The 24152-nt window shown below is 49.1% G+C and carries 28 protein-coding genes, 1 tRNA gene and 1 riboswitch; of the genes, 15 read left to right on the top strand and 14 right to left on the bottom strand.

Features of this window, described 5'->3' with window-relative positions; all coding sequences use genetic code 11:
- Positions 1–184: 184 nt before the first annotated feature.
- Both LKE53_03245 and LKE53_03240 read right to left on the bottom strand, forming a co-directional pair.
- Positions 185–1039, bottom strand: coding sequence for a mechanosensitive ion channel family protein (locus LKE53_03245; protein ID MCH3971776.1), 855 nt, complete (start codon positions 1037–1039; stop codon positions 185–187).
- Between the two features lie 138 nt (positions 1040–1177).
- Positions 1178–2395 carry a class I SAM-dependent rRNA methyltransferase gene (locus LKE53_03240; protein ID MCH3971775.1) on the bottom strand — a complete coding sequence of 406 codons (1218 nt, stop codon included), beginning with the start codon at positions 2393–2395 and terminating at the stop codon, positions 1178–1180.
- Positions 2396–2678: 283 nt separating this feature from the next.
- On the opposite strand from LKE53_03240, the gene LKE53_03235 reads away from it, so the two are divergent.
- On the top strand, positions 2679–3461 hold the full coding sequence (locus tag LKE53_03235) for an RICIN domain-containing protein (GenBank protein MCH3971774.1): 783 nt from the start codon (positions 2679–2681) through the stop codon (positions 3459–3461).
- A gap of 129 nt (positions 3462–3590) precedes the next feature.
- Complete coding sequence (locus tag LKE53_03230) at positions 3591–3776, top strand: hypothetical protein (protein MCH3971773.1); 186 nt, start codon at positions 3591–3593, stop codon at positions 3774–3776.
- A gap of 142 nt (positions 3777–3918) precedes the next feature.
- Here the strand turns inward: LKE53_03230 and LKE53_03225 are convergent, their stop codons facing one another.
- Positions 3919–4182, bottom strand: a complete 264-nt coding sequence (locus LKE53_03225; protein ID MCH3971772.1) for an AbrB/MazE/SpoVT family DNA-binding domain-containing protein — start codon at positions 4180–4182, stop codon at positions 3919–3921.
- Positions 4183–4429: 247 nt separating this feature from the next.
- Between LKE53_03225 and LKE53_03220 the strand changes: the two genes are divergently transcribed.
- Positions 4430–4936 (top strand): spore maturation protein A, encoded by a 507-nt coding sequence (locus LKE53_03220; protein MCH3971771.1) that lies wholly within the window; start codon positions 4430–4432, stop codon positions 4934–4936.
- On the top strand, positions 4929–5453 hold the full coding sequence (locus tag LKE53_03215) for a spore maturation protein (protein MCH3971770.1): 525 nt from the start codon (positions 4929–4931) through the stop codon (positions 5451–5453). Before LKE53_03220 ends, LKE53_03215 begins: the two co-directional genes overlap by 8 nt.
- Before the next feature lie 114 nt (positions 5454–5567).
- Here LKE53_03215 and LKE53_03210 read toward each other — a convergent pair whose 3' ends face one another.
- Entirely contained in the window at positions 5568–6653 is a 1086-nt protein-coding gene (locus LKE53_03210; GenBank protein ID MCH3971769.1) for a Xaa-Pro peptidase family protein, read from the bottom strand.
- An 82-nt stretch (positions 6654–6735) separates the two neighbouring features.
- On the bottom strand, positions 6736–7527 hold the full coding sequence (locus LKE53_03205) for a deoxyribonuclease IV (protein ID MCH3971768.1): 792 nt from the start codon (positions 7525–7527) through the stop codon (positions 6736–6738).
- A 168-nt stretch (positions 7528–7695) separates the two neighbouring features.
- On the opposite strand from LKE53_03205, the gene LKE53_03200 reads away from it, so the two are divergent.
- Both LKE53_03200 and LKE53_03195 read left to right on the top strand, forming a co-directional pair.
- Positions 7696–8520 (top strand): tRNA 2-thiocytidine biosynthesis TtcA family protein, encoded by an 825-nt coding sequence (locus LKE53_03200; GenBank protein MCH3971767.1) that lies wholly within the window; start codon positions 7696–7698, stop codon positions 8518–8520.
- Between the two features lie 74 nt (positions 8521–8594).
- Positions 8595–8700, top strand: a riboswitch (THF riboswitch).
- 78 nt (positions 8701–8778) lie between these two features.
- A complete protein-coding gene (locus tag LKE53_03195) occupies positions 8779–9357 on the top strand; it encodes a folate family ECF transporter S component (GenBank protein MCH3971766.1) in 579 nt (192 codons plus the stop codon).
- Positions 9358–9449: 92 nt separating this feature from the next.
- Here LKE53_03195 and dhaM read toward each other — a convergent pair whose 3' ends face one another.
- The 6 genes from dhaM to LKE53_03165 form a co-directional block, all read right to left on the bottom strand.
- Positions 9450–9830 (bottom strand): PTS-dependent dihydroxyacetone kinase phosphotransferase subunit DhaM, encoded by a 381-nt coding sequence (dhaM, locus tag LKE53_03190; GenBank protein MCH3971765.1) that lies wholly within the window; start codon positions 9828–9830, stop codon positions 9450–9452.
- A gap of 15 nt (positions 9831–9845) precedes the next feature.
- The gene (gene dhaL, locus LKE53_03185; protein MCH3971764.1) at positions 9846–10472 is read right to left on the bottom strand and encodes a dihydroxyacetone kinase subunit L; all 627 of its coding nucleotides are present in this window, start codon (positions 10470–10472) and stop codon (positions 9846–9848) included.
- 27 nt (positions 10473–10499) lie between these two features.
- Positions 10500–11489, bottom strand: coding sequence for a dihydroxyacetone kinase subunit DhaK (dhaK, locus tag LKE53_03180; GenBank protein ID MCH3971763.1), 990 nt, complete (start codon positions 11487–11489; stop codon positions 10500–10502).
- Positions 11490–11648: 159 nt separating this feature from the next.
- Positions 11649–12263 (bottom strand): N-acetyltransferase, encoded by a 615-nt coding sequence (locus LKE53_03175; protein ID MCH3971762.1) that lies wholly within the window; start codon positions 12261–12263, stop codon positions 11649–11651.
- A 293-nt stretch (positions 12264–12556) separates the two neighbouring features.
- Entirely contained in the window at positions 12557–13990 is a 1434-nt protein-coding gene (locus LKE53_03170) for a xanthine permease (GenBank protein MCH3971761.1), read from the bottom strand.
- 77 nt (positions 13991–14067) lie between these two features.
- The gene (locus tag LKE53_03165) at positions 14068–14718 is read right to left on the bottom strand and encodes a superoxide dismutase (protein MCH3971760.1); all 651 of its coding nucleotides are present in this window, start codon (positions 14716–14718) and stop codon (positions 14068–14070) included.
- 199 nt (positions 14719–14917) lie between these two features.
- Here LKE53_03165 and LKE53_03160 point away from each other — a divergent pair, with 199 nt between their 5' ends.
- Together LKE53_03160 and LKE53_03155 are read left to right on the top strand one after the other, a co-directional pair.
- Positions 14918–15064: a hypothetical protein gene (locus LKE53_03160; GenBank protein ID MCH3971759.1), complete on the top strand. Its 147-nt coding sequence runs from the start codon at positions 14918–14920 to the stop codon at positions 15062–15064.
- A gap of 111 nt (positions 15065–15175) precedes the next feature.
- Positions 15176–15251, top strand: a tRNA-Pro gene (locus LKE53_03155).
- A gap of 130 nt (positions 15252–15381) precedes the next feature.
- Here LKE53_03155 and LKE53_03150 read toward each other — a convergent pair.
- On the bottom strand, positions 15382–15585 hold the full coding sequence (locus LKE53_03150) for a hypothetical protein (GenBank protein ID MCH3971758.1): 204 nt from the start codon (positions 15583–15585) through the stop codon (positions 15382–15384).
- A 539-nt stretch (positions 15586–16124) separates the two neighbouring features.
- Here LKE53_03150 and LKE53_03145 point away from each other — a divergent pair.
- The 7 genes from LKE53_03145 to LKE53_03115 all read left to right on the top strand — a co-directional run bounded on the left by LKE53_03145 (position 16125) and on the right by LKE53_03115 (position 23421).
- Complete coding sequence (locus tag LKE53_03145) at positions 16125–16322, top strand: DNA-binding protein (GenBank protein ID MCH3971757.1); 198 nt, start codon at positions 16125–16127, stop codon at positions 16320–16322.
- Positions 16323–16376: 54 nt separating this feature from the next.
- The gene (locus tag LKE53_03140; GenBank protein ID MCH3971756.1) at positions 16377–17627 is read left to right on the top strand and encodes a DUF4236 domain-containing protein; all 1251 of its coding nucleotides are present in this window, start codon (positions 16377–16379) and stop codon (positions 17625–17627) included.
- On the top strand, positions 17620–19842 hold the full coding sequence (locus LKE53_03135) for an AAA family ATPase (GenBank protein MCH3971755.1): 2223 nt from the start codon (positions 17620–17622) through the stop codon (positions 19840–19842). Before LKE53_03140 ends, LKE53_03135 begins: the two co-directional genes overlap by 8 nt.
- Positions 19842–21437 carry a hypothetical protein gene (locus LKE53_03130; protein ID MCH3971754.1) on the top strand — a complete coding sequence of 532 codons (1596 nt, stop codon included), beginning with the start codon at positions 19842–19844 and terminating at the stop codon, positions 21435–21437. Before LKE53_03135 ends, LKE53_03130 begins: the two co-directional genes overlap by 1 nt.
- Positions 21438–21644: 207 nt before the next feature.
- Positions 21645–21914, top strand: coding sequence for a helix-turn-helix domain-containing protein (locus tag LKE53_03125; GenBank protein ID MCH3971753.1), 270 nt, complete (start codon positions 21645–21647; stop codon positions 21912–21914).
- 25 nt (positions 21915–21939) lie between these two features.
- A complete protein-coding gene (locus LKE53_03120; GenBank protein MCH3971752.1) occupies positions 21940–22521 on the top strand; it encodes a recombinase family protein in 582 nt (193 codons plus the stop codon).
- A gap of 228 nt (positions 22522–22749) precedes the next feature.
- Entirely contained in the window at positions 22750–23421 is a 672-nt protein-coding gene (locus LKE53_03115; protein MCH3971751.1) for a zinc ribbon domain-containing protein, read from the top strand.
- Between the two features lie 161 nt (positions 23422–23582).
- Here the strand turns inward: LKE53_03115 and LKE53_03110 are convergent, their stop codons facing one another.
- On the bottom strand, positions 23583–23861 hold the full coding sequence (locus LKE53_03110; protein MCH3971750.1) for a phage holin: 279 nt from the start codon (positions 23859–23861) through the stop codon (positions 23583–23585).
- Positions 23851–24090 (bottom strand): hypothetical protein, encoded by a 240-nt coding sequence (locus LKE53_03105; GenBank protein ID MCH3971749.1) that lies wholly within the window; start codon positions 24088–24090, stop codon positions 23851–23853. Before LKE53_03105 ends, LKE53_03110 begins: the two co-directional genes overlap by 11 nt.
- Between the last annotated feature and the right edge of the window lie 62 nt (positions 24091–24152).

Below are 24152 nucleotides of genomic sequence, written 5' to 3'. Positions count from 1 at the left end.
AGCACGTTGTGCGGATACCGCCTGCCGGCAGGAAAGCGGTCGGCTCTGGCGAAGTAACCATGCAGCAAAATCCTGTAAATACTATTCTGATATAAAATTATAAAATTTTCAGTACCAAAAAGATTCCATTGCAGGCAGTTGAAAAGCCCCCTGCCGCAAAACACGGCAAGAGGCTTTTTTGTACTTAATCTTTTCCGGCGGCGTCTGCCTTTGCAAGCTTTACCGGCACGTCCGGCTGGGTATGCACATCTACCTGCGGGAACGGAATATGGTAGTCGTTTTCATCAAAGGCAAGCTTAACTTTTTCCTGCATAGCATAGTAGACGTCCCAGTACTGCTCTGTTTTACACCACAGGTGCATGGTGAGCAGCAGGGCACTGTCACCGTGTTTGCTGACCGCCACCAGCGGCGCCGGCTCAGGCAGCACCCGCTTGTCGTTTGTCGCAACCTGACGCAGCAGCTCTTTGGCGCCTTTTAAGTCATCGTCATAGCTGATACCAAATTCCAAGTCTACACGGCGCTTTTCCATGGCGGTGTAGTTGGTGACAATACTGCTGCACAGGCGCGCATTCGGAAAGACGACTTCTTTATTGTCATAAGTACGCAGCGTGGTAAACATCAGCTCCATGCGCTCGACCGTGCCCTCTACCCCCTCTGCCGCAATATAATCGCCGGCGTGAAACGGCTTGGTAAAAAGCATCTGTAGGCCGCAGGCGACATTTGCCATATTATCTTTCATAGCAAGGCTGACGCCTAGGCCCAGAGCGCTGAGCGCACCCACAATGACGCTGGTATTTAGTCCCAGCGATGACAGCGCCATAATGCCTGCCAAGACCCTGATTGCCACCGAAGCAGCAGACGAAAGAAATGAAGCCACAGCAGTGCCACGGTCTGCCCGCTGCAGGGCTTTTTTGCAAAGGCGGCGGACAAGACTGCTCAGCCACCAGCCCACGGCAAAGACAATAGCGGCCTCTAAAAACTTTGGCAGAAATGTCAAGGCGCTCTGCGAAAAGCTGCTCCAAAAGCTGAGTGTGTTCATGGCTTCCTCCTGCATTTTATTAATTGTATTCATACACAAATCGTACTCAAGCTGCGAAACTTGGCCTAACGGCCTCTGGCGCAAAAGGACATCATGACGATATACAGCACTTTCTGATTCTGTATGATAAATAGATGATTATACGACCTGAAACAAATAGAATTTTAAGTAGTCGGTTTCTGGCACGTTCCACAAAAACGGGTGGTCCGGTGCCTGCTGGCGCGCCTCAATCTGACGCAGAGAAACGCCCGCGTCCGCGGCAGCATCGTGCAGCATTTTACGAAACAACTCATCGGTCATAAAGTGTGAACAAGAGCAGGTGGCAAGGTAACCCCCGCGCGGCAGAAGCCGCATGGCGCGCAGATTGATTTCCTTATAGCCGCGCGCAGCAGAGTGCACAGTGCGCCTGCTTTTTGTAAAAGCAGGCGGGTCTAAGATAATAAAATCGTATTGTTTTGGCTGCAGCGTAGGCAGCAGGTCAAAGACATTGGCCTCTTCACAGTCGACCACGTTCTGCATTCCGTTGCGACGGATATTTTCATTGGTCATAGCTACAGCATCGGCGCTAATATCCACCGCGTGCACATGCGCGGCGCCGCCCTTTGCGGCGTTTAGGGCAAACGAACCGGTGTGCGTGAAGCAGTCCAGTACATGCCGGCCCTTTGCCAAACGGGCCACCGCGCGGCGGTTGTACTTCTGGTCTAAAAAGAAGCCGGTTTTCTGTCCGTTTTCAAAATCGACGATATACCGAATGCCATTTTCGGTAATCTCAGTTTTGGTGCTTTGGGGCAGGGGAACACCCGGCAGCGAAAAAAAGCCCTTCCCCTGCTGCATTCCCTCAAGCTCGCGGATAGCGACATCATTGCGCTCGTAAATGCCGTCAATCTGCTGGCCGTCCTGAGTAAGCACCTGGTACAGCGCATGAAACACCATAGGCTTTATGCGCTCGATCCCTAAAGAAAGTGTTTGGGCGACCAATATATTGTGAAAACGGTCTACTGTAAGGCCTGGAAACTGGTCCGCTTCGCCGAAAATTACGCGGCAGCAGTCGGTATCTGGCCCCATAACGGTCTTGCGGTACTGCCACGCATACTGCACACGGCGGGTGAAAAACGCCTGGTCAAAAGTATCGTTGGCGTTGCGGGAAATCAGCCGTACGCGAATTTTGCTGTGACTGTTGTAAAAGCCTGTACCCAAAAAGCGCCCTTTCTGTGAAAGAACATCGGTTAAGGCGCCATCCTGCGGCACCGCGCCAATGGGTGTTACTTCTGTATCATAAATCCACGGGTGTCCGTTTACTACGGACGCCTCTGCTTTTTTGGAAACGACAACTTGCACAAAGCCCCTGTCTTTCATTTTGTGCCCCCTAGGTTTTTTAAAAAAGGTGAAAGAAACGCAGCCCGCCCGATTTTTGTGGCTGCTGCTTTAGCTATGATAGCGGATATCGATGAAAATTGCAACAAAAAGCGCCCCCTCTTCTTTAGCGATTGCCATTAAATCGCCGTTTTTCCGTGCGAATGTTGACTTCAATTCGATTGATGCTATAATTACATTAAGCTTTACAGAATTTGTAAACAGAGAGATAGAGAAAATATTGTTTTTGTAGAATTATCATCTGGAAAAAGGAGCGTTTACGTTTATGGCAGCAAAAAAGACCGCAACTGAAAAGTTTACTTCCCGCAGCAGTTCTTATCTAATTCTTTCCCGCCAAAGCGGCAATGCAATGAGTGTAGAGGACCGCAATGCAGATGACGGCGCCCTGCTGACAATGGAAACCCCTGACCAGAAAGCAGCAGAGCAGGTTTGGAAAGTGACCCCCGCCGCTAATGGTTACTGCCGTATTTTAAATACCGCAACCAACCGCTACTTGGATATTGTGGACGGCGGCACCGAAAACGGCAGCTGGCTGCACCAGTGGGCTGCCTGCGACACAGACACCCAGCTGTGGACTCTGGAGCCTGCCTCGGTGGGGTACTACAAGATTGTTTCCAAGGCAAGCGGCCGCTGTGTCGACGTAGTCGGCATTTCCAGCGAAATCGGCGCACACCTGCAGATTTGGGAAAAAGTAGACGGTGAAAACCAGGAATGGAAGTTCTCTGCTCTGCCTGAGGACAAGCCAGAGAAAAAGGCGCCGGCAGCAAAGCGCGCCCGCCGCTCCACTGCTCACAAATCCGCTGCGAAAAAGGCCGCTGCACCAACAGTTGCTGCAACACCAAAAACTGTGCCGGCTGCAAAGCCCACAGCCACCGAAGAAGCGCCAAAAACCGCCGCAAAACCTGCAGCAGCTAAAGAAACACCGGCCGTGAAGTCCTCTTTCCCCGTTGTCAAGGAAGCACCAAAAGCGATGGTGAAACCGGCAGCGCCGCAGAAAACACTGACCACAGCTGAGAGCACTGCAAAGAAAAACAAGAAAAAGAAATAATTTCAATTTTCTATAGAGCAGCCTGCTGCGGGAAATTCCTGCGGCAGGCTGCTTATTTTTCTGTACTTTCCAGCTGAACCTTTCATATTTTCCCTGTGGGCGGAAACACTACTGGCAGAGGTGACAAATATGGAACAGCAAAACAAAACGTACCGCGACATGTTTACACTGATGAGGGAAGAGCCGCAGGCCAAGGCTTACTTTGAGGAGCTGCCCCCGCCGGTGCGCGAGCAGATGAGCACCCGCGCGTTTCGTGTAAATTCCTTTGAAAGTATGCGCAGCTACGCGGAAAACCTGACACGTGGTGACCACTGAAGCACAAAACAGCATAAAAAGGGACCGCTGTCCGTCTTAAAAAAACGGAACAGTGGCCCTTTTTGAGGTTTTTGTTGGTTCCTGCTTTCTGCAGAAACTGCCTAGCCCTGACAGCCCCCGCAAAAAGCTGCGGCTAATAAAATTAGTCGTCGTCCTCCGCAAGGCGGCGGGCAAGCTTTTCCATGCAGTGGCGGCAGACATTATGGCCCTTATAGGTGATAATGCCATCCATGCCGTTGCAGAAAATGCAGGCAGGCTGATATTTGCGCAGGATAATTTCTCCGCTTTCGCCCACGAAAATTTCCAGCGGATCTTTCTCTTTAATATCGAGGGCTTTCCGCAGTTCCTTTGGCAGAACAATGCGGCCAAGCTCGTCGACCTTACGCATAATCCCCGTAGATTTCATTAGTTGACTTCCTTTCTGTTGTAAAAGACAATAAATGTTAAGAATGTAATGCCCTCATTTCATAATAGTAGTCGATTCGACAAAAGAAGTCAATATTTACAATTCATTTTTTTAAAAAATTTTCGAATAATTCATTTTTTTTGCAGTATACATGAGTAAAGAGGTGGTAAAAACGCTTAATTTCATTTGGGCAGGCATGTTGATACTCAGTTTTGCTTGTGCAATCTGCACAGGGCGTGTCGATAAATTGACAGAGTCAATATTGTATGGAACTTCCACTGCAGTAAAATTATGTTTTTCCACTCTGGGCATGATGTGTTTTTGGACCGGCCTGCTGCATGCGGCCCAAACGGGCGGGCTGACCCGCCTTTTGGCAAAGGTGCTCTCGCCTGTGTTGGGGCGTCTGTTTCCCAAGAACAAGCATGGCGGCGCTTTTGGCGCCATGTGCATGAATATCACCGCCAATCTGCTGGGGCTGGGCAACGCCGCAACGCCGCTGGGACTGGCCGCTATGCAGGAGCTAAAAAAAGAAAGCACCGCGCCCGATGGCACCGCCGACAACGCCATGGTGCTGTTTGTAGTGCTCAACACCGCCTCGCTGCAGCTGGTACCTACATTTCTGGCGACGCTGCGCGGCAAATACGGTGCAGCGCAGCCGTTTGATATTCTGCCTGCAGTGTGGGTCACCTCGGTCTGCGGACTGCTCGCCGCTGTAACCGCGGCAAAGCTGCTGGAAAGGCGCTTTTGTGGATAAACTTGGTACGCTGATTTTACCGGCAGCTGCGGTGGGGATTGTTGTTTTCTGCCTTTTCCGAAAGGTGCCGGTCTTTGACGCATTCCTCACGGGGGCAAAACAAGGACTAAAAACCAGTATTGACATTCTGCCGACGCTCATCGGCCTGATCACCGGCGTCGCCATGCTGCAGGCCTCTGGTGCACTGGACCTGCTGGCAAAGGCGCTGTCTCCCCTGACGAACCTTTTGGGTCTGCCGCCTGCTGTGGCGCCGCTGGTGCTGATGAAGCCCGTTTCCGGCAGCGGCTCGACGGCAATTTTAACGCAGATTTTTGAGCAGTACGGTGCGGACAGCTACACAGGGCGCGTTGCCTCGGTACTTTCCGGCAGCACCGAAACTGCTTTCTACTGTATTGCCGTCTATTACGGCAGTATCGGTGTACATAAAACACGTCACACCCTGCCCGCAGCACTGGCAGGCGACCTTGCAGCCTGCTTGGCTGCCCCGCTGGCAGTGCAGTTCCTCTTTTACAGATAAAACCAAATAGAAAATTTGCGGCCGCATTTTCCCAGTAAAATTCTGTAACCCTTCGTACTAAAAAACAGGGCTTCCGCACAAAACGGAAACCCTGTTTTTTGCTGTCTGCTGCACTTAGCGGCAGAGGATCTGCAAATCTTTATTATAGTGATTCAGTACCTCACAGCCTGTGGGCGTAACCAAAACCAAATCTTCAATGCGCACACCCATTTTACCGGGCAAGTAAATGCCCGGCTCCACGGAAAACACCATGCCCGGCTCAGCTTTCAGCTGGCAAGCGGCGCCATTGTCCGGCGGCTCGTGGCAGTCAATACCAAGGCCATGGCCCAAGCGATGGGTAAAGTAGGGACCATAACCGGCATCTTCAATAATCTGCCGGGCGGTATGGTCAATGTCGCACATTCTAACGCCCGGGCGAATCATAGCTTCGGCGGCAAGATTTGCCTGCCGCACCGTTTCATAGATTTTGCGGTCTTCTTCGCTCACTTCTTTAAAAAACGCGGTGCGGGTCATATCGCACCAATAGCGCTGAATGGGAATGTAAATATCAAACACCATAGAGTCACCGCGCTTAACTAAGGTGTTGTCAGGGGAATGGTGCGGGTCGGCACAGTTGGCACCAAAGGAGGTAATCATTCCCTCGGTGGAGCGGTCAGCGCCATGCAGGGCGAACTGGTGCTCAACAAAGGCAGCCATTTCCTTTTCGGCGGCGCCCTCTTTGACCGCAGCAAGGGAAGCCTGCATGACCTCGTCATTGATCAGAGAAGCACTGCGCAGTGCCGCAATTTCTTCTTCATCTTTGTGCATGCGCGCTTCGTCCACTGGGGCACTGCCTACTCGCGGAGCAACATCCGGACGCTGTTGCATCAGGCTGAGCAGATGGTTGCTGCTCCATGTTTTATCAATTCCCAGTACTCCCGGGCGTACAACCTTGATTAAGTCTTTGAGCGGGTCGTCCGCGTCTGTATGTACGTAAAGCGGCGCGTCCCCGCCGGGCGTAAGACCAAACAGCGCGTTGCCAAACATTGCGCACTCGCCGTCTTCACGGATATAGAGCACAAGCAGGCGCTCCATCGGCTCTACCCACAGGCCGGTCAAATAATAAACCGAGGCTGTGGAAGAAACCAATATCTGCGGCAGGCCCTCGCGCTTCATATTTTCCGTAACCACTTTTAGGCGTTTCTGATGAATTTTTATCATACCCATCCCTCTTTCACAAGCTAAACGAACCTCTTTCAGTATACAACGAACCGACAATTTGTAAAGGAAAATATGAAAGTTTTCACGCCTGCGTATGCAGCTGTGCGCGCAGCCGAGCAATTTCTCTGCCATGTCCGGCAAGGTCCTGCGGTGTTTCCAAAATGAAGGGGAGCCCGCGCAGCGCCGGATGCTGCAGCACGCTCACCAATGCAGGGAAGCCGATGCTGCCCTCTCCTACAGACGCATGGCGGTCCTTATGGCTTGCATAAGGATTCTTGCTGTCATTCAAATGAATTGCTTTAAGGCGCTTGAGGCCAATGACGCGGTCAAAGCTTTCCAATACGCCGTCAAGGTCATTTACAATGTCATAGCCGGCATCGTACACATGGCAGGTATCCAGACAAACGCCCATTTTGTCGGAAAGCTCGGTGCCGTCTAAAATGGCGCGCAGCTCCTCAAAGCTGCGGCCAACTTCGGTTCCCTTGCCCGCCATGGTCTCTAGCAGCACGGTTGTGTGCAGCTGCGGGGTCAGCACAGCATTAAGCAGCTCAGTAATCTTGTGTATGCCGGTCTCTGTCCCCTGCCCCACGTGGCTGCCGGGGTGAAAATTATAGTAGTTCCCCGGCAGGTACTCCATGCGTGCAAGGTCGTCTTTCATGGCACGCATGGCAAAATCGCGCACCTCCGGCTTGGCGGCGCAGGCGTTCATGGTATAGGGTGCGTGTGCGACAATCGGCCCAAAATGGTGTTCCTGCAACAAGCTGCACAGCGCGGCCGCATCGGCCGGGTCGAGCGCCTTGGCTTTGCCGCCGCGCGGATTGCGTGTGAAAAACTGAAATGTATCGGCGCCAATGGAGAGCGCCTCTTTACCCATGTGCAAAAATCCGCCTGAGGCGGAAAGATGTGTGCCCAAAAACATTCTGTATTCCTCTTTCCTGCTTCTTCGCCGCACAAAAGTTGCACTGCCGCGCCAAAAAAGCTACAATAGAACTGCCGCACAAGCGCGGTACACTTATTATAGAAAGATGTAAGGATAATTGCAATGGAGAAATACCAGGAAGTTGAGCGCAGCATCATCAAAAAATACCGCAAACCGATTTGGGACCGCTTTATTGGCGCTGTAAAGGACTGCCAGATGATTCGCCCGGGGGACAAAATTGCTGTCTGCATTTCGGGAGGCAAAGACAGCGTGCTGCTGGCCTGCTGTATGCAGCACCTGCTGAAGTACACGGAGGTTCCGTTTTCTCTGCAGTTTTTGGCAATGGACCCGGGCTACAATGCACAAAACCGTGCGCTGCTGCTGCAGAACTGCGAGCTGCTGCACATTCCGGTACAGCTTTTTGAAAGCGACATTTTCCGGGTGACGGCCAAAGACACCAAGTCGCCCTGCTACCTGTGTGCACGCATGCGTCGCGGGTACCTGTACCGCTATGCGCAGGAACTAGGATGCAACAAGATTGCACTGGGGCACCACTTTGACGATGTCATCGAGACCATTCTCATGAGCATGCTGTACGGCGCCGAAATGCGCACCATGATGCCCAAACTACACAGCAAAAACTTTGCCGGTATGGAGCTGATTCGCCCGCTGTACTACGTGCGCGAGCGCGATATCATCGCCTGGAAGCACTACAACAGCCTGCAGTTTCTGCAGTGTGCCTGCCGCTTCACTGAAGAGGGCGCACACAAGCCAAACGGCGGCGGCAAACGTGCCGAGGTAAAGGCGCTGATTGCTGCGCTGCGCCGCGAAAACCCGCAAGTAGACACCAACATCTTCCGCAGTGCACAGGGGGTTAACCTAGATACTGTGCTTAGTTGGCGGCAGAACGGGCAAGTGCACAGCTTTTTGGATACCTACGACAAATGATTAAATTCGTTATTTCTCTTGCATTTTTCCTGTTTTGGGATTATACTATGCCTATTCAATAAAAACTGTAGCAAAGCAGAGTAGGAAATCACGCGTAAAGTGCCCGCCGAACGGGGAGTTGTCGGCAGGACGAAAAGTGAGACTTTTTCACTTGCGGTGTGTTTTTCGCATCCCGCTGCTGCATACCTCCTGATATGCAGCACCTGATGGGTACATCTGACTGTGCCTTTCTGCGCGCTGCAACCTGGGGGTATTTTTATGCAAAAAAGTAAATTTTTCTCTCTGTTCCGCGACTCTGCCACGGAACTGCACTGCCTGCCCGCACTGGTAACTGCGGCCCTGCTGCTGGCACTGCATACCGTTCTGGCCGGGCTGAGCATTGACGTGCTGCCCTTTCTGCGGATCAGCTTTTCCTTTTTGACAACCGCTGTGACCGGCATGCTCTTTGGCCCGAGCGTGGCTATGCTGACCGCCGCAGCCGGTGACGTATTGGGGTACTTTATGCACCCCACTGGCGTCTTTTTTCCGCCCTATATGCTCACGGGTATGTTTAGTGCCTGTGTGTACGGCGTACTGCTGTATCACACGCCGCTGCGTCTGCCGCGCGTGATTGCGGCGAAAAGTATTGTCACCGTTTTCAGCAATATTCTGATGAACACCCTGTGGAACTCCATGGTATACGGCAAATCGTTTGTGGCGATTCTGCCGCTGCGCATTGTAAAGAATTTGGTGCTGCTGCCAGTAGAGGTGCTGATGCTCTACTTTGTGTGCAAAGTAGCCTTGAAAGCATACCAGACCGTTTTTGCGCGGCGCAGCGCCTATGCCGGACACAACTGACAAAAAGCGCCTCTCTCCCCGGCGCACAAAAAGGGCATTTTCCGTGTTTTGCGGAAAATGCCCTTTTTCTATTTTCATTGGCTGTAGGTCAACTAAAACTTGTGCGTTGTGAAAAGCGAAGACAAATCTTTCATGATCTTTTCAAGCGGCATATTGCCGGCGGCATCTGCTGCGGCAGTGACTGCGCCCTCGACCAGCGGGCAGTCGGCCATGACAACCTTTTTGTCGGGCATCATTTCCAGTACCATTTCCGTAGTCATAACGGCACTGCCCATATCCATCAGCACCACGACGCCGTCGTCGGAACAGATTGACTCAATGGCCGCCTGCACACGCTCAAAACTGGTACCAAACGTGCCGTCTTCCAGACCACCGGCAGGCGCAAACTTGGCGGTGGGCGCCATCATGTGCGCCAGCTCGACCACGCTTTTCGCCAGATTTTCACTGTGCGATACAATTACAATTCCTACCAAAAATCCGTACCTCCTTTATGCAAGACTGCTGGAAATGGTTTCCATAACATAGGCAAAGGAGGTGGCACCGGGATCCTGGTGGCCAATGCCGCGCTCGCCCATATAGCTTGCGCGACCTTTGGTGGCAACCAGTCCCTTGGTATGCTCTACGCCGGCCCACGCAGCCTTTGTGCCGGCCTCCAGGACGGTTTTTGCATCTTTACCCTGGGCAGCGGCCTGCTGCATCGCCGTTAAGGCGGGCACCATGGCGTCAATCATTGTGGCCTCTTCGGTTGTGGAGTGGCCGCGCTGCTCAACGCCCTGCACTGCGGCGTCCAACATTTTGAGAAAATCGTCCATGTCAATTTCCAGCTTGCCAGGCGCCGCCATGCCAGCGCGCATAAAGGCTGTGCCGTACAGCGGACCGGAAGCCCCGCCAACCGTGGAAACCAGCGTGATGCCAACGGCTTTTAAAATAGATCCAATGTCTTTTCCCGCCAAAGTCGGCAGCTTTTTTTCGACGGCGGCAAAACCGCGGGCCATGTTGATACCGTGGTCGCTGTCTCCGATGGGCTGGTCCAATTCGGTAAGATAATCTTTTTCGCTCTCGATTTTTTCACCGATCGCCTGTATAATACTGAGTACTTGTTTGCTGTCTGCCATGATGTTCTGCCTTTCTTAAATGAACTTTTATACTTTAAATGCCGGTGTGTCCGCAGGGGCATCCAGCAGCTGTTTTGTCTCGTCGTCCAGGCGCAGGAGAGCCAGAGAGAAGCCCTGCATCTCGATAGAGGTCATAAAGTTGCCCACAAAGGTGCGGTAAATATGGATGCCCTTGCTTTCCAGCACATCATGTACATGATTGTTGATAATGAAAAGCTCCATGAGTGGAGTGCCGCCAGAGCCATTGACCATAACGGCGACCTCGTGTCTGGTGTAGTCAAGGTCAGCTAAAATATGGTCTAACAGAATGTCGACAATTTCGTCCGCTTTTTTGATTGGCTCGCGGTGCGTGCCCGGCTCGCCGTGAATGCCGATGCCGACTTCCATCTCGTTTTCGGGCAGCTCAAAGCCTGGCTTTCCCGCCGCCGGAACGGTGCACGGGGAAATGGCGACGCCCATCGTGCGCACATTATCAATCACTTTTTGTGCGGTTTCCTGTACCTCGTCAAGCGTGCCGCCGTCCTCTGCTTTAGCGCCGGCTATCTTGTGCACAAAAACAGTGCCAGCCACACCGCGGCGGCCTACAGTAAAGAGGCTGTCCTTTACGGCAACATCGTCATTGGTGACAACGTGCTTGACAGAGATACCGTCTGCCTGTGCCATTTCCTCGGCCATTTCAAAATTCATAACATCGCCGGTATAGTTTTTTACGACCATCAGGACGCCTTTGTTGGTGGCAATGGCCTTGATACCCTCATAGATTTGGTCTGGTGTCGGTGAAGTAAAGACCGGGCCAGGCACTGCAGCATCAAGCATGCCGGTGCCGACATAGCCGCCGTGGGCAGGCTCGTGCCCACTGCCACCGCCGCTGATAAGCGCAACTTTGCCCTCTTTTTTCTTTGCACGAACGACAACATTGCCGCCCGGGAGCTGGCGCAGATACTCAGGGTAGGCCTTTACCATGCCCTTGATCATTTCATTTTCGACCTGTGAAACGTCATTGATGAACTTTTTCATCGCTGTGCTTCCTTCTTTCTTCATTTCATTCCGTATATTATTTTCCCCACAAAAAAGAGAAATCCACAAGCAGAATATAGCACATTACATAATTTATTGCAAGTAAAACAGCAGTATTATGATGAAAGTTGCTGAAAGCAAGGAGGAAGCGCCGCTTTTTTACAGTTTCCACTGCCCCGGCAGCACCCGTTTTTCTAGATACGGAAACAGCTTATCGTATTGGTCTACCTCCGACTGCGGCAGATTGATGTAGACCGATGGCTCGTAAAACTGCCCAGAAATCTCTGCGAGGCCCCCGGGAATAAGCTCAGCAGCCATCAGCGCAGAGGGATTTTCGCCCTTTTCGTCCGTGATGCCAAAGCGGGTTCCCGCAGCAAAACCAAAACGCGGATAGTACGAAGTTTCACCGTAAATGACAACGCCTTTCCACCCGGCTTCACCGGCAAGACGCATAACGGTTTGGAGCAGCTGTCCGCCGATACCCCGCTTCTGAAAATCCGGCTCGACACACAGCGGACCAAAGGTCAAGACTGGCAGCTGTTTTCCCTCGCTGCTGCGCACAAAAGCCTTTGCGCAGTAGATGGCGCCGACGATTTGGCCTTTGTACTCTGCCACACGCGAAAGCTGCGGTAGATAGGCGGCGTCGCGACGCAGGCGGTGCACCAGGTAATGCTCACTGCAGCCCGGAAAGTGCAGGTTCCAGAATGCCTTTTTGGTCATATATTCCGCGGCGTAGCGGTCACCGGGAGCTTCTTTTCTGATTGTTACATCCATGCCGTACCTCCTGTTTTTTGCCGAAAGACCCGCACGTCAGGGGTTTTTGCGGCGCAGGGGCTTTTCCCACGGGGCGGCCAAGGCCGCAGCCCGCTTTCCCTGCTGTGCTTTCTATTTTATTCTATAACATTCGGCAGAAAGTTACAAGGACAGAATTTTCCGCAAACAAGAAGTGCAGTCCCCTTTTGTAACATTCGTATATTTTTCTGTACGGAATTTTTGTACAGTGAACTACAGAAAACGCAAAGCCCCGCGGGGGTTAGTTCCCGCGGGGCGCAAATATGCAGAAGTGCTTATTCTTTTGCGGAGGCTTCTTCAGAAGCTCCTGCAGCTCTCTTTTTGTCACCAATGCTCAAAAGCAGATTGAGCGCAATGCCAAAAATGGCAGCACCGGCAATGCAGGGAACCTGCATACCGAAAAACGGGATATTGCCGTTAAAAGCGTACTGCCCGCCGATACCGATAACCAGTACCGAGGCAATGACCGCAATGTTTTTGGAACTGAACATATCCACTTTGCGGTCGATCATAATAGCAATGCCCTGTGCCGCAATGGCACCGAACAGGTAGATTTCCAGTCCGCCAATGACCGCCAGTGGGATCCCGTAAATGACCTGCATAAGCGGTGTAAAGAACGACACCACCATGGCGATAATGGCCGCGGCAATGAGGACCGGCACGGAAAACACTTTGGTAATTGCCATGGTACTTAGGTTTTCGCCGTAGTTGGTACCCGCAGGCCCGCCGACAAAACCAGAGATCATGTCGCACAGACCGTCGCCGATGAGGTTGCGGTCGAGCATCTGCGCCAGTGGATAGTGTTTCTTACCCTTTTGGTCGGCTAAGTTATTCACGTAGACATCCAACTGATAGATGTGTGCGGTAGATTCGGGTATGGTTGCAATAGCAATAGGCATAATGGCAACCAAAGCTGGTATGGAGACTTTCGGCAGTGAAAATGCCGGCACCGCAAACGGTCCCCAGGACCACAGGGAAGCGTTTAATGCGTCCTGCGGCATCTGGCGGAAGAGGCTGAAATCCGCCCCGCCAAAGGCATATAGGAGCCCAGCCGCCGCGCACCCGACCAGCGCACCCAAGAGCAGCGGCAGTTGCGCGAGCACGCCCTTGAGATAGCGGGCAAACAGGATGGTGGACAGCAGGGTAATAAGCGAAACAACCCATACCCAATTTGTGCCGGTTGCGCCCTTGCCACCGGAGACCGGCGCCGCGCTGCTCAGCGCGCTGCCAGCGAGAGTAAGGCCGATAACCATGGAGATGGAGCCGGTAATGCTGGGCGGCAGAATCTTTTCCACGGCATTCTGCCCGCTGTAGCGCACCAAAAGACCAGCCGCAACGGAAACCAAACCTGAAAGGATAATGCCAAACTGCGCGTAAGAGATGAGCTCAGTAGGCAGAATGCCGGTGGCCTTAAAAGCGGCCAGCTGCTGCTGCGTGCCCTGCGCCGCAACCATACTGGAAATGGCCGTCAGGTACGAAAAACTGGAGCCGTAGTACAGCGGAATCTTTTTACCTGTAATCAGAATAAAGCACAGGGTGGAAAGGCCGCTGGCAAAGATGGTGGTAGATACCTGGAATCCGGTGATGAGCGCAACCGTAACGGTAGCCGGAAACATGACGATAACCTGCTGAATCGCATAAAGAAGCAGCTTCCAGCCCTCTGGTTTTTCGTCCGGCAGGTAGCCGATTACCTGTTTGGAACGTTTCATTTTGACTCTCCTCTGTTTTTAAAATTCATAGAACGAAACACAGCCATTGTTAATAATAGTTGTTTTGCGGCCTTTTTTCAATCCTGTTTTTCATTTTTTGCGTTTTTTCGGCTGCAAAATGCGTACTGTTGCTCTGCCTGCGCCCAGTTGACAACCTGAAACCAGTCGGCAATGTAGTCGACGCGCTTATTAAAGTGCTTCAAGTAATAGGCGTGTTCCCATACGTCCAGGCAAAGAAGCGGGCGCAGCCCGCGGCAGAGGGTCGTCTCTTGGTTGGGTGTCGTGAAAAGCAGCAAACGCCCGCAGCGGGCCGCTGCAAGCCATGCATAGCCAGAACCGAATACCGACAGCGCAGCGGCGGTAAATTGCTGCTGAAATGCCTCAAAGCTGCCAAAACGGCAGGAAATCGCCTCGGCAAGCGCGCCACTGGGTACCTTGGAGCCGGCCGACGCGAGACCCGCAAAGTAGAGCCGGTGGTTCCAGACGCCGCCGGCGTTGTGCAGAATTTCCTCTTCCTTTGCCCGCGGCAAGTGTGTGCAGCAGAGCAGCTGCGGCAATGTGCTGTTCTGCTGTGCGGGACATGCAGAAAGCGCGCGGTTTAGGTTATCGATGTAGGTCTGCAGATGTTTGTCGTGGTGCAGATGCATGGTCTTAGTGTCGATGTACGGTTCCAGTGCATCATAGGCATAGGGCAGCGGAAAATTTTGAAACGGATAGTGCTCGGCCATAGATTGCATTCCCCCTTCTCCTTATGGTATGCAAAAAGAGGCACAAATTTGCGGGGGAAAAATCCGTACACAGCGGCTTGCGTTCTTTCGACAGCTGATGCATCATTCTGTTGGAAGCAGAGTTCCATTCCCTGTATGCTTTGGCAGCAATAATGGGACCACAGAACTTTACAGCGCAAAACATTAAAAGGCTGCGGGTGTGACATTGCTCAGAAAAGCAATGACCTTTGAAACACAAATTGTGGATTATCGGTATCAAAATATAGATTTTTCTCTTTTGTTTGATGAATTTGATGAATTAAAATACGAAAGTTTCTTTGCCGTTCTCAAATCTTTTGACTGGTAAAAAATAAAAGGACGGATTGATTTGATTGGATAAACTGCCGCCGCAGCTCGAAAGTAATGCTTGCTTTTTTCAGAATTATGTGATAAAATATTTAACGTTGTGAAATTGCATCCGGGTGTGGCGCAGTTGGTAGCGCGCTTGACTGGGGGTCAAGAGGCCGTGAGTTCAAGTCTCGCCACTCGGACCAAACAATGATAATCCGAACCATTTCTTCCCAATCGGGGACGGGTTCGGATTTATCACTTTCTTTGAAGATTTTGGACAATAATGAAAAGGCGGAGGCATCCGATTTGGATGTCTCCGCCTTTTTGCTTTGGTCAATTCTCATTATCCATTTTTGCTTTCCAATCAGCAAAGAGCCTTTTACCATCCTTGCTTTCGTAGAATTTCTGAACTTCTGGCAGTAAGACGCGAGCCAGAGCCTCAATATCATTGTCAGGTGTTTTTGTTATCGGTTCGCCTTGCTTTTGAATCTCCTCAGCTTGTTCTTCTTTGCCAGTTGCATAGCCGCTTCTTTTCAAATTAGACTTTTACGCCTCCTCGTCGCCAACCAGGTATTTCGGTTTGAAGAGGAATCTGCCCCTTCAACTTGTAGGCAGCGAGAAAGGGCTTTTTATAGCAATGCGATAAAATTTTTTCTTTGTCTTTCAAATAGCAAGAAAGATCAATCCAAAATATACGTAAAAATGTCTCAAGAAAAAGTTCAAACAGTATTCAGCATCCAAAGGATGCGCAGCCGCATGATGTAATCATGCGATCAAAGGGGTTTGGGGGCATTGCCCTCAACAAGCAAAATGCAAAGTGGGGCCCGCTTTGCCCTGCTTGCAGGACGGTCAATGAAATGAAATGAATGCACATTTACGATTGAGTCAAGACCAGCATTGATTTTATTCGCAGATGAGCCTATAATATTAATAACATACTGCGTATATGTATGACCGTCGAATAGCCAAATGATATGAAGCGTCTTTGCAAAAAATTATGGCAAACGAATGTAAATATTAATATCGCATTTTAGGATTGCGGATTCCTAATTTCGGTCTAATATTGGAGGCCCATTATGGAGTACATATCAATTCGTCAGACATCTGAAAAATGGGGTCTATCACGCAGAAGAATACAGGTGCTTTGCACTAACGGCCGTATACCTGGGGCTTTTCGCATCGGATACTCGTGGGCAATTCCGGTCAATGCTGAAAAGCCAAAAGATGCGCGAATAAAAAGTGGTAAATATGTTAAGCGAGTTAATACCAAGTAAACGCATAAGTATCATTGAACACAAATGACAAATCTCAATATGGGGGCCTTTAATATGGGGTGGTATTTTAGAAAAAGCAAATCTTTGGGACCATTTCGCCTTAATTTCTCAAAATCTGGAATAGGCGTTTCCACAGGCGTAAAAGGAGCCAGAATTTCATCGGGGCCACGCGGCACATATTTTAATGCCGGCAGCAATGGCATATACTACAGAAAAAAGCTCGATGCGAAAAAGGCGCCGGCAAAACGCGAGGTATCTCCGAATACCGCCGGCAAAACGCAATATTCGTCACAAATCCATTTGGGTTCCGGATCGGCAGAATTTATTACGAGCGATACCGCTGCCATAATTAATAGAATCAAATGCGCCAGAATCATCTCCGGGATTTGGCTTGCTCTGCTGATACTGAGCATTATTTTGTTTCCGGTCAATGTGCTTTTTCTGCTCCTCTCTGCGATATTGATAGTCCTTCGGATCGTCTTTAGGAAATCATTCGCTGTCAGAATAGATGATGAATTGGATGAAAGCGATCAAAGCGAATGGCATACAATGGCGGAATCACTTTCAATGTTAAAAAATTGCAGGAGAATGTGGTTAGTCGAATCCTCGGCCGCTGTTGCGGATGTTAAGAATAACGCAGGGGCGAATCAAACCATAAATAGGAGCTCAGTAAAGAGTATAAAAATCATTCGTCCTTATGGCTCTAACGCAGGGAAGATAAAGATTCCCGCACAGGTAATTCAGGTGGCCTGCAAGCATTATTTTATTATTTTCATGCCGAGCCTCATACTCGTCATTCATGGCGCTTCAATATCCGGCTATAAATATAATGAAATGAATTTTACATTTTCCACCACACGATTCATTGAAAAAGGCAAAAGCACGGCAAAAGACGCAGAGATCGTCGACTGGACATGGCAATATATGAACCGGAACGGCACCCCGGATATGCGATATCGCCAAAATCAAAAATATCCGGTTTACCGGTATGGCACATTTACAATGTCTGTCCCAGATGGATTCTTAATCAGCTTTCAACTGTCAAATACCAATGTTTCCGCCATACTGAGTCCTTCTTTTGAAAAATATAAGGATTATAAATGTTCTAAAAAATCAATTATACCCCAGAAACAGCCTGAAGTGATACTCCCGGATAAAACACCGATTGATGAGTCCAGGCCTTCAGTAACCGATGGAAAGCAGATATCTGAAATCGCCAAAGAAAGTGACGCTGCATACAGCGACAATGGGTTGATAAAAGAGTTGGCGCACTATTTCTCCATTGAGGGCGTGAATCATGAGTAAATATTCAGAACAGCTTCATGTTACGTACCAAAAGGCGATCCTGTCTTTCGTTCAGGCATATCCAGCAAACGATAAGGATCTCTCAAAACAAATCGATGCCTTCAGTCGTTCTAACGCGCTGTATTTCTGGTACAGTTTTTCGACCAACGCCGATGCCTGTACCGAAGCTATAAACGAGATATATACAAAAGAGACCGAACGGGTAGAGTATACGGCTCGGGATGTAAACGAAGCCATGGCGTTTCTCTCAGAACATAACGTCACGATGAGAGTGCCTGACTTTTTCGTCGATATGATCGAATATGATGTTAAGAATAAAACTGTCTTCTGCCGGAAATTTGCAGAGGGAATGAAACTGATCTATCTAACGTTTGTCTTAATCGATGATGCCGTGACATTTGAAGAAGCGCGTATGGTCTCCCGCTGCTATCAGGTCCTCATTGATGCATGCGACAGCAAAGGAATCAACCCTTACAAATTTGATGTCGATCCATATGAATATGTGACCGCAAGCAGCAGCAATGATGTTGCCCCTAAGTCATACGATATTAGAAAATCAAGCGGTAAAATTGCAGGAAAAGAAGAAAATGCACTGGATGCTCTTCATGACCTCATTGGCTTGAAGGCGGCGAAAAAGGAGATCGACGACATCATAAATTTTGCCCGCGTTCAGGAAATCAGAAAAAAGAGAGGGTATCCACCGGCTCCAATGTCATACCATCTGGTGTTTACCGGTAACCCAGGCACGGGAAAAACAACTGTGGCGCGTTTGGTCGCGCAAATATATAAGGGCATCGGAGTGCTGTCCAAGGGACAACTCGTTGAAGCGGAAAGCAATGATCTGGTAGCCGGATACGTGGGACAAACCGCGATCAAAACACATGAACTCGTTAAGAAAGCCATTGGAGGCGTTCTTTTTATCGATGAAGCCTACACGCTGGCAGATGGCAATGATCAAGGATACGGTCAGGAAACGATTGATACCCTTTTAAAAGATATGGAGGATAATCGTAATGATCTGGCCGTGATTGTCGCGGGATATGATGAACGTATGCAGAAATTTATCGATTCAAACCCCGGCCTGAAATCACGTTTCAATCACTATATACATTTTGAAGATTATACCGCTCACGAATTGTGCATGATCTTTGAATCGCTCTGTGATAAAAATAAATATACTGAAACAGCAGGTGCAAAAGATAAGGTCAACGCCTGTTTTGAGTACAAGGTGTCTCATCATTTGAACGATGGCAACGGGCGTGATGTCAGAAACTTTTTTGAGGCGACCATTCTCAGGCAGTCGAATAGGATTGCTAAGAACATCGACGATGGCGTTGAGAATGTGACAGAAATAACCGCTGAGGATATCGACTGGAATGAGGCGAACACCGAGGCCTCGATCGAAGAGGCTATAAAAGAGCTGAAAGCGCTGACAGGCCTGCAAAACGTTAAAAAGGAAATTGAAGACCTGTTACAGGTGGTACGGCTCCAAAAAGTTCGGAAAGAACAAGGGCTCAAAGTACCCGCTCTTTCTCTGCATCTTGTTTTCACGGGAAACCCCGGTACCGGAAAGACGACAGTTGCAAGATGCGTTGCGAAGATATACAAGGCTCTTGGACTTCTGTCTTCCGGGCAACTGATCGAAACCGATAGAAGTGGCCTGGTCGCAGGCTATGTTGGGCAGACGGCTATTAAAACTTCTGAAGTAATCAATAAAGCAATCGGCGGGGTACTTTTCATCGATGAAGCATATACGCTTTCGGGCGGCGGTGAAAATGATTTTGGCCAGGAAGCGATCGACACACTTCTGAAAGCAATGGAGGACCACCGCGATAATCTGGTTGTCATCGTTGCAGGCTACGATGACCTCATGACAAAATTCATCAATTCAAACCCCGGGCTTGCTTCCAGATTTAATCGGTACATCCATTTCGACGATTACAACACGGAAGAATTGTCTGATATCTTTGGCAGATTATGCACTAATAACCAATACTATCTTTCGGATGAAGCCAAAACGGCGTTGAATACATATTTTCAAACTGTGTCGGCGGCATCGATTGGAAACGGCCGCGGCGTACGAAATATCTTTGAAAAGACCGTTACTCAACAGGCAAAAAGGTTATCGGCTGCAGGCTACAGCGATGCCAAAGCAATTTCAACGATTGAAAAAGATGATATCCTATCCGCTGTTGCAGAAGAAAGGACCATTTGATGGAAATGGCACAAAGTTCTATCAGCACCCTCAGCTTATTGGATGCTGACAGCGGTTTCAAGAAGGCTTTGCAAAGCAGGGAATTCACTGAAAGTGAAGGAAAACTTGTGATCCCTGTTGGGACACTTGCAAACGGAGAAACACTGACGGAAGACATCGCATGTGTTTCCAATCTGCTCGTCGCGGGTACGACAGGCAGTGGAAAAACATCTTTTGTCCGCTCGGTCATTCTGAGCTTGATAACCTGTTATTCGTCGGATGCTGTGAAATTCATTATTTATGATTCCAAGATGGTGGACTATTCTTTTATGAACGGCGACAGCCATATGCTTTTGCCTGTAATCAACGATTCTTCAAAGGCGACAGGCGCTTTGCGATGGACACTTGCAGAAGCAAGAAACCGTCTCCAAGAGTTTTCAAACGTCGGGACCGATAATAAGGCCGATATTTTTATGATCCTAGATGATTATTCCGAGCTTGCCGTCAATTCTGACTGCAGCTTTTCTTTGGCGGAATTGCTGAAAATCGGTAGAAAAGCCAAAGTGCATTGCCTTCTGATAACTGCGGTTCCATCTTCAAAAATTTTGACTCCGGACATCAAAGCAAATATTCCATGTCGCGTGAGCTTCTACACGACGTCAAGGTCGGCTTCCCGAATGATCCTGGATGCAAACGGGGCGGAAGAACTGCAATATCCAGGCGAAATGCTGTTCAAGCTGCAAAGCAATGTCACAAAATGTATGGACATTTTTCTGCCTGATGATGAGATCAGCAAATTTACTCAGGCAATGCGCAAGACCTGGGTAACCGACATAAAATCCCTTCAGCAAAAAGCAATCGACGCTTTTTCAGGCGGCGAACAAATTAGGGGAGCCGAAGATAAGGATGACCTGTTCGAATCTGCCGTCGAAGTCGTTTTTGAAACGAAGCAGGCATCCACGTCAATGCTCCAGCGCAGGTTGAATCTTGGTTATTCAAGGGCGGGCAGACTGGTCGACATGATGGAAGAGGCCGGAATAGTCGGTCCATTTGAAGGTTCCAAGCCGCGAGCGATATTGATGACATATCAGCAATATTTATTGAAAAAAATGGGCGTAAAGCCATCCATAAACGATTGCGCGGAAAATGGAAGTGGTTACCCTCGGCCGCTTCCGTATATCCAGCCTTCAAGCGAATCTTCAGCAGCGCAGCAGCCTTCAGCCGTACAGCAATCCTCGGCTGCACGGCAGTCTGACGAAATCCAACTACATTCTCAGCCGGAATTGCGCAGTTTGGGCGATACGATCGATGTGAAGGACAATCTGATACATATCTGTAAAAAAATCGGCTCAACGACATCCGATTATTCATTTGGTGGGAAGCGAATTGAACGCCTGATATACTGTGCGCCAAAATTTTTCATAAAAGGTAAAATCATTTTCGTGGTCGTTCCCATGAATTGGACTGTAAACGATATGCGGGATGGAAGGACTTATACTTCTGATATGCCAAGGACGGAAATATCAGTCCAATTTGAAAAAAATAACGCGCCAATGTTTCAGAGATTTATTAATCAAATTTCAAAAGATATTGGTATGCAGATAGAGCAAAAATGAATTTGTAGTATTATTCGCTTGATCTATGCGAACATATAGTTGTAAGTGCAAAGAATAGTGTGCATAAATAATTATGTTTATACCGTATATAAAAATGTCGTTTTGTGCTATCCCGTAATTGCCTTTTTACAGAGGAGCATAGATATGATTATTATTGGGCAACGCCTCAAGGCTCTGCGAGAAAGCATAGGCTTGTCACAGAATTAGTTGTCTGATATCGCTGGCACCCGTCAGTCGAGCATCAACCGCTATGAAAGCGGACAGTCGGTGCCGTCGATAGAAACATTTCGTTGGTATGCTGATTATTTTGATGTTTCACTTGATTATATTTTTGATACACCGCAAGGCAAATTGTACCAGTTTGAACCTCAAGCAGTTCGTGAGAAGGTAGAAAACAATGTCGAAATGAGGCGGTTCGTAGAGATGTGCTTTGATCCGAAATCGCCGATGAACACAAAATTAAAAAAACACTGGTAAGAATGCTGGAGGAGGGAAAGCAATAATGAATGGCGTCATTTATGCTCGCTATTCCAGCGAAGGGCAACGCGAAGAAAGCATCGAAGGGCAATTTCGTGAATGTAAAGAATACTGTGAGAAGAACGGAATCTCAATTATCCAGAACTACATTGATCGTGCTTACTCCGCTAAGACAGACAACCGACCTGCTTTTCTTAATATGATACGGGACAGCGCCAAGGGGCTTTTTGATGTTGTTGTGGTATGGAAACTGGATCGGTTCGCCCGCAACCGTTATGACAGTGCCCATTACAAAGCTGCTTTGAAGAAAAACGGCGTCAGAGTAATCTCAGCAAAAGAGAATATTGCGGATGGACCGGAAGGTATTATTTTGGAATCCATGCTTGAAGGTATGGCTGAATACTATTCTGCGGAGCTTTCTGTTAAGGTTCTTCGCGGGCATACTGAAAATGCATTAAAATGTAAGTATAACGGCGGGACACCAACTTTTGGGTATAGCATCGATGCGGACAGACATTATCAGATCGACAACGATAGGGCTACTATTGTACTGGAAATTTTCAAGCAATATGACTCCGGCAAGACAATGAAAGAAATTATGAAGTAGCTACAGGATACGGGCGTAACAACCATACGCGGCAAAAAGGTTGATCTCAATTTTGTCGCTGCCCTTCTGCATAATCGCAAATATATCGGCGAATATCGCTATCGAGATATTGTTACTCCTGGTGGGATTTCCGTAATCGTACCGCAGGAATTATTCAATCGTGTCCAAGACAGATTAGTAAAAAACAAAAAAGCGCCGGCCAGACACAAGGCAGACGATGATTATCTGTTGACTACAAAACTGTTTTGCGGAACATGCAAAGCTTTTATGGTTGAAGAAAGCGGCACTGGTGAGGCCAAAGCAAAATATCGATACTACCGCTGCGTGAATACAAAGCGACATAAGACATGCAATGCAAAACGCAAAACTGTTCGGAAACAGCCTATCGAGGATGCCGTTGTCAAAGCTATAATGGAAAAAATTATGGACGACAACTTCTTGAACAAAATTGCTGAAGCTGTTATGAATTTGCAAACGCATGAAAGCGGTGCGCTTCCACTTTTAAAAAAGCAGTTGGTAGAAGTAGAACGCGGAATTCAAAACATGCTCAATGCAATTCAGGCAGGGATTTTCAACTCCTCGACAAAGCAACGCCTCGATGAACTGGAAAAAGAAAAGAGCGATTTGGAGCTGAACATCGCCCAAGAAGAGATGCAGCGTCCTATGTTTACGCGAGAACAGGTTATCTGCTGGTTGGAGTATTTTAGGAAAACAGATATCAAAAGCCTTGACTCGCGGCGCATACTTATTGATCGATTTGTCAACGCTGTTGTTGTATACGACGACTACATTCTCATCACGTTCAATTATAAAGATGGTGCAAAACGAATTTCATTTAGCGATATTGAGAGTTCGGATTTATCATTGGTCGGGGGACCATATGATAAACCGCATGGTTAAGCCATTTTGGGGCTTTGACCATGCGGATATTTTTTGTCATTTTTAGTTTTGACTACCTTTTGACTACTTTTTATAATTTGACTACTGCATAAACAAAAAATGCCCCCGGCAGGCAGCCGCAAAAGGCCGTCCGCTGGGGGCATCATTATACCTATATTAAATTACCTTTGTCCATTAGTTGGATCGCTAGCAGGCACGGTGTAACCCAGCGCCTGACTGCTGTCACCGACGCCGGCAGTGGTCGGGTCGTTGACCACACCAAGAATCGACAGCAGCACAAACAGCGCGTTCACAATCGCTGTAAGCTCCTGACTGCAAATTCCGTAGTCCCATTTGTAGACAAACGGCGCCGCCACCACCTGCGCCAGCAGCAGAGCAGCCGGGATAAGCGCCAGCCAAAATGTCTTATTTTTAACACGAACTTTCCAATTAATTTTCATTATGTAATGCCTCCAATTCTGTATGTACCTCGTCGATTCGGTGATGCGCAGATTTTGCGGAATCCTCCACCTTCGCCATACGCTCAACCAAATGATTGTGCTTCTCCACTTTTTCTTCCAGTTTCCTTAGTCGAAACTCCACCAGCTGATTGGATTTTCGCACGCCGGCCCAGCTGCCAGCTGCTGTTCCGGCAAAAGCAATCAGGGCTACAATCACTTCTGTGGGCATGGTATCACCTGCACAGCGCCGCGAATGATCTGCTTTATTAGGACTGCAGATCGCCCAAAAAT

The sequence above is a fragment of the Oscillospiraceae bacterium genome (assembly GCA_022483045.1).
GTDB lineage: Bacteria > Bacillota > Clostridia > Oscillospirales > Acutalibacteraceae > Caproicibacterium.
The sequence above is the reverse complement of the archived record's forward strand: the minus strand, read 5'-3'. Positions and strand labels throughout refer to the sequence as shown.

What these genes read in the sequence shown, in the direction of transcription:
- LKE53_03245 (MCH3971776.1), bottom strand. Translation starts at nt 1,039, where the DNA reads ATGAACACACTCAGCTTTTGGAGCAGCTTTTCGCAGAGCGCCTTGACA.
- LKE53_03240 (MCH3971775.1), bottom strand. Translation starts at nt 2,395, where the DNA reads ATGAAAGACAGGGGCTTTGTGCAAGTTGTCGTTTCCAAAAAAGCAGAG.
- LKE53_03235 (MCH3971774.1), top strand. Translation starts at nt 2,679, where the DNA reads ATGGCAGCAAAAAAGACCGCAACTGAAAAGTTTACTTCCCGCAGCAGT.
- LKE53_03230 (MCH3971773.1), top strand. Translation starts at nt 3,591, where the DNA reads ATGGAACAGCAAAACAAAACGTACCGCGACATGTTTACACTGATGAGG.
- LKE53_03225 (MCH3971772.1), bottom strand. Translation starts at nt 4,182, where the DNA reads ATGAAATCTACGGGGATTATGCGTAAGGTCGACGAGCTTGGCCGCATT.
- LKE53_03210 (MCH3971769.1), bottom strand. Translation starts at nt 6,653, where the DNA reads ATGATAAAAATTCATCAGAAACGCCTAAAAGTGGTTACGGAAAATATG.
- LKE53_03205 (MCH3971768.1), bottom strand. Translation starts at nt 7,527, where the DNA reads ATGGGTAAAGAGGCGCTCTCCATTGGCGCCGATACATTTCAGTTTTTC.
- LKE53_03200 (MCH3971767.1), top strand. Translation starts at nt 7,696, where the DNA reads ATGGAGAAATACCAGGAAGTTGAGCGCAGCATCATCAAAAAATACCGC.
- LKE53_03195 (MCH3971766.1), top strand. Translation starts at nt 8,779, where the DNA reads ATGCAAAAAAGTAAATTTTTCTCTCTGTTCCGCGACTCTGCCACGGAA.
- dhaL (MCH3971764.1), bottom strand. Translation starts at nt 10,472, where the DNA reads ATGGCAGACAGCAAACAAGTACTCAGTATTATACAGGCGATCGGTGAA.
- dhaK (MCH3971763.1), bottom strand. Translation starts at nt 11,489, where the DNA reads ATGAAAAAGTTCATCAATGACGTTTCACAGGTCGAAAATGAAATGATC.
- LKE53_03175 (MCH3971762.1), bottom strand. Translation starts at nt 12,263, where the DNA reads ATGGATGTAACAATCAGAAAAGAAGCTCCCGGTGACCGCTACGCCGCG.
- LKE53_03170 (MCH3971761.1), bottom strand. Translation starts at nt 13,990, where the DNA reads ATGAAACGTTCCAAACAGGTAATCGGCTACCTGCCGGACGAAAAACCA.
- LKE53_03165 (MCH3971760.1), bottom strand. Translation starts at nt 14,718, where the DNA reads ATGGCCGAGCACTATCCGTTTCAAAATTTTCCGCTGCCCTATGCCTAT.
- LKE53_03145 (MCH3971757.1), top strand. Translation starts at nt 16,125, where the DNA reads ATGGAGTACATATCAATTCGTCAGACATCTGAAAAATGGGGTCTATCA.
- LKE53_03140 (MCH3971756.1), top strand. Translation starts at nt 16,377, where the DNA reads ATGGGGTGGTATTTTAGAAAAAGCAAATCTTTGGGACCATTTCGCCTT.
- LKE53_03135 (MCH3971755.1), top strand. Translation starts at nt 17,620, where the DNA reads ATGAGTAAATATTCAGAACAGCTTCATGTTACGTACCAAAAGGCGATC.
- LKE53_03130 (MCH3971754.1), top strand. Translation starts at nt 19,842, where the DNA reads ATGGAAATGGCACAAAGTTCTATCAGCACCCTCAGCTTATTGGATGCT.
- LKE53_03120 (MCH3971752.1), top strand. Translation starts at nt 21,940, where the DNA reads ATGAATGGCGTCATTTATGCTCGCTATTCCAGCGAAGGGCAACGCGAA.
- LKE53_03110 (MCH3971750.1), bottom strand. Translation starts at nt 23,861, where the DNA reads ATGAAAATTAATTGGAAAGTTCGTGTTAAAAATAAGACATTTTGGCTG.
- LKE53_03105 (MCH3971749.1), bottom strand. Translation starts at nt 24,090, where the DNA reads ATGCCCACAGAAGTGATTGTAGCCCTGATTGCTTTTGCCGGAACAGCA.